At 64.8% G+C, this 3,507-nt stretch carries 4 protein-coding genes and 2 pseudogenes; 2 read left to right on the top strand and 4 right to left on the bottom strand.

What is annotated here, in order from left to right; genetic code table 11:
- Positions 1-308 (top strand): electron transfer flavoprotein subunit alpha/FixB family protein (locus JCM19049_RS09795; RefSeq protein ID WP_279402894.1); only part of this gene is annotated, 308 nt, incomplete at its 5' end.
- Positions 305-1,065 (top strand): annotated as a pseudogene (locus JCM19049_RS09790) (PIG-L deacetylase family protein). The gene JCM19049_RS09795 and the pseudogene JCM19049_RS09790, both read left to right, overlap by 4 nt.
- A gap of 103 nt (positions 1,066-1,168) precedes the next feature.
- On the opposite strand, the gene JCM19049_RS09785 reads toward JCM19049_RS09790, so the two are convergent.
- From JCM19049_RS09785 to JCM19049_RS09770, 4 genes and pseudogenes are all read right to left on the bottom strand, one after another.
- Positions 1,169-1,750, bottom strand: coding sequence for an anti-sigma factor domain-containing protein (locus tag JCM19049_RS09785; RefSeq protein WP_054821489.1), 582 nt, complete (start codon positions 1,748-1,750; stop codon positions 1,169-1,171).
- A 131-nt stretch (positions 1,751-1,881) separates the two neighbouring features.
- Positions 1,882-2,343 (bottom strand): tRNA (cytidine(34)-2'-O)-methyltransferase, encoded by a 462-nt coding sequence (locus JCM19049_RS09780; protein WP_054821488.1) that lies wholly within the window; start codon positions 2,341-2,343, stop codon positions 1,882-1,884.
- Positions 2,344-2,404: 61 nt separating this feature from the next.
- On the bottom strand, positions 2,405-2,677 hold the full coding sequence (locus JCM19049_RS09775; protein ID WP_054821487.1) for a hypothetical protein: 273 nt from the start codon (positions 2,675-2,677) through the stop codon (positions 2,405-2,407).
- Positions 2,674-3,255, bottom strand: a pseudogene (locus tag JCM19049_RS09770) (J domain-containing protein); the annotation flags it as partial. The gene JCM19049_RS09775 and the pseudogene JCM19049_RS09770, both read right to left, overlap by 4 nt.
- Between the last annotated feature and the right edge of the window lie 252 nt (positions 3,256-3,507).

Genomic DNA, 3,507 nt, shown 5'->3' with positions numbered 1-3,507 from the left:
TCGAGGAACTGGCCGACGCGTTGGGCGCGGCGGTGGGTGCCTCGCGTGCCGCCACCGATGCCGGCTGGATCGACCACGACTACCAAGTGGGGCAGACCGGCACCACTGTCTCCCCGCAGCTGTACATTTCGGTGGGCATCTCCGGGGCCATCCAGCAGAAGGCCGGGATGCAGACCAGCAAGTACATTGTGGCGGTGAACAAGGACGAAGACGCGCCAATCTTTGAGATCGCCGACTTCGGGATCATTGGTGACCTGCGCCAGGTGCTGCCGCAGGCCGCCGAGGAGATTCGCCGCCGCAAGTCATGATCGATACCCTGCCATTTATTCAACCATCCACCGCCCGCGTGCTGGCCTTTGCCGCCCACCCGGACGACCTGGACTTCGGGGCCGCCGGCACCGTCTCCGCCTTGACCTCCGCCGGGGTGCAGGTGGAATACTGCATCATGACCGACGGGGACGCCGGTGGCTTTGATGACCGGGACCCACAGGAAACCGCCCGGCTGCGCCACCTGGAACAGCGCGAGGCCGCGGCCAAGGTGGGCGTGCAAACGGTGCACTTCCTGGGCGAACGCGACGGCTTCTTGGAGCCGAACCAGCGGGTGATCCGCGAAGTAGTCCGGCTGATCCGCCAGATACGCCCGAACATTGTCATGGCCATGCACCCGGAACGGGCGTGGGACCGCCTGCAGCGTTCACACCCGGACCACCTGGCCTGCGGTGAGGCGGTGACCCGGGCCATCTACCCGGCGGTGGAGAACCCGTTCAGCTTCCCGGAGCTGATCACCGAGCAGGGCCTGGAAGCCTACAAGGTTCCCTGGCTGTGGCTCTACGGGGCGCGAAGGAACGGGAAAACGCGTTTGTGGACATCACCGAGCACTTCGGACGCAAAATGGAGGCGCTGCGTTCGCACTTCACCCAGCACCCGGATGTGGGGGCCATGGAGAAGTTCGTCGAACAACAGTGCCGGGAGAACGCGGTGCGCGGCGGGCTGGAGCAGGCCCGGCACGCCGAGAGCTTCCACGCGGTGGCAGTGAACGCCGATGACACGATTGCCGGGTTCTAGCCGCACCGGCTTGAACCGCGGCCGCGCAAACGGTCCAGCATGACGAAGGTCCGTGAACCCCAGCGGGGATTCACGGACCTTAGTTGCTGCTCGTGGACCGACGCTAGGCGTCGTCGCCGTTGGTGGTGCCGTCTTTCTGCGGCGCGTTGGGATCCAGGGGCAGATCCACCGAGGCCTCAGATTCGCTGGTCGGCGTTTCCGGGGTGGGCGTGGTCTCGACGGTGACCAGGATGGAAGCCAGGGCCGGCTTGTCCTTCACCCCGGCCTGGTCCGCGCTCTTGGCGGTTTCCAACAGCACCATCGTGTTGCCCTCGTCATCGATGCCCCACACCACGTAGCGCTCGGACTCGTCCAGGGCCGGCAGACCCGAGAGTTCCACGGCGACCGCCTGATCGGATTCGGAGGTGGTCACCGTCGCCTTACCGCCGCTGCGCAGTTCCAGGGTGTTGGACACCGAATCCTTGGCCTTCAGCGCGGAGGTGTCGTTCGTCGCCCCGGAGTTCAGCAGGGAGAACAGCACCAGTGCCAGGACCGCCAACACCACGAGACCCACCACGGCAAAGATCCAGCCGCGCGGTTTATGGGACTTCTCCGCCCGAGAGGTGCTGGCAAGTTCGTCAACGATTCCCAGTCCCAGGTCGTCATCGTGCTGTTCGTTGCGGCGCTGATCGAAGCTACCGTTCATGGTGATGGAGTCTCCCGAGAGTTTCGTCGGTTGTGTCTGGTCCAGCCGGAATTCCGCTGCACCGCGTTAACTGAGCCTACTGCACAAAGTTGTTATCAACCTGTGACTGAAGGGTGTCGAGGCTGAATGTCCTATACGGTGGCGAAACCGTGCTGCCGCCATGCCTCAAACAACACAATGGAGGCGCAGTTGGCCAGGTTCATGGACCGGCGGGCCGGCAGCATTGGCAGGCGCACCAGGTCGCTGACCCGCGGGTGGGACTTGTCCTGCGCCGAGAGCCCGACCGACTCCTTGCCGAAGAGCAGGATATCGGTGGGGAGGTAGTCGATATCGGTGTAGAGGGTCGTTCCCTCACTGGTGTAGGCGAAAACTCGGCCCTCGCCCAACGCCTGGAATGCGGCATCCAAATCCTCATGGATGCTCACCACCGCCAGGTCATGGTAATCCAACCCGGCACGGCGCAGTTTCGCGTCATCAAAGTCAAAACCCAGTGGTTTGACCAGGTGCAGCTCGGCGCCGGTTACCGCGGCGAGACGAATGGCATTACCGGTGTTGCCCGGAATTTCGGGGGCGTTAAACAGGATTCGAAACACTCACCCAATTGTAGTGCTTCAGACCCTGCGCAACGGTGATTTGTGGGCATGGATCTGGTGCTCAGTACATGCCGGCCAGTAGACGCGCCAGGGTGGGACGGTCCATCAGGTTGGGCTGCGGGCCGGAGCCAGGAACAGTTTCAGCTCGCGCACCAGCTGCGGCGTTCAGCACGTTGGGGGAGGCGGCCAACGCCGGGGCGCCCTTGCGGCCGTATTCAATGACCGGCTCATGAGGATTGTCCCGTCCGGTGAGCACCAGCGTGTAGGGCACCACGTTCAGGTTCATGAAGGCGCGCTGCAGGCCGGAGATCTGCAGGACCGGGGGCTGGGTCATCCGATTGCCGTGGCGCAGGACCTGCCCGTCAAACATGTAGTACCCTTCGGCAGGGTCATGGTGCCAATGACCGCCATCCGGTACCCCGCCAACAGCACGTGGTCATAGTGTCCGCCGCCGGGGGAGTGCACTCCATTGATCAGCCGCGCCGCGGGCAGCACCGACAGGACGTTGCGCTCAAGCAGCGAAATGGTGGCTGCCTCCCGTTCAAGCCGCGAGCGGGAGGTGAACAGCCCCCGCTTGCGCGGCTCGCCGTGGACCTGGCGGCGCGAGAGCTGGGCGGAAAGGTCGGTAAAACCGGTATCCTCCAGCGGCGGAACGTACTGCACCTGCATCTGCGCCTTGGGCTGGGTGGAGGTGCGCACGCGCTCGTCAAAGGGACGCGAGCCGGTGCCGGCGGAGGTGGCGGATCCAGTGGAGCGGGTGTCGGGGGCCTGGAAGGAGCGGTCATAGCGCGAACGGTCCGCCTCATCCGAGAGCAGCTGGTAGGCCCGCTGCACGGCACGGAACCGTTCGGCGGAGCCGCCCAGGTCCGGGTGGGACTCGCGGGCGGCCTTGCGGTAAGCCATCTTGATCTCGGCCTGGGAGCGGTGCGCGCAATGCCAAGGACTTCATAGGGACTTGGCGAGCTCATGGTCAGGAGCAAGTCCTTTCAACGATGTGGGGCAGGGCGCGGGTGAAGCTGCGGTGTAACAAGCATAAATGCCCCCGGCGCTTTTCCGCCCACCGCCCGCCCATGGGTAGGCTGTGAGGCTATGAACACCCCGCGCGGGTATCACCGCGTTTCCATTGTCTTCCACCCCGCCTCCGGCCACGGCCGCGGCCTGTCC

Source organism: Arthrobacter sp. JCM 19049 (genome assembly GCF_001310435.1).
This window is presented reverse-complemented; position numbering and strand designations above follow the sequence as displayed.

Bases quoted from the DNA above. Each gene is read 5' to 3' on its own strand.
- JCM19049_RS09785 (WP_054821489.1), bottom strand. From the start codon at position 1,750: ATGAACGGTAGCTTCGATCAGCGCCGCAACGAACAGCACGATGACGAC.
- JCM19049_RS09775 (WP_054821487.1), bottom strand. From the start codon at position 2,677: ATGACCCAGCCCCCGGTCCTGCAGATCTCCGGCCTGCAGCGCGCCTTC.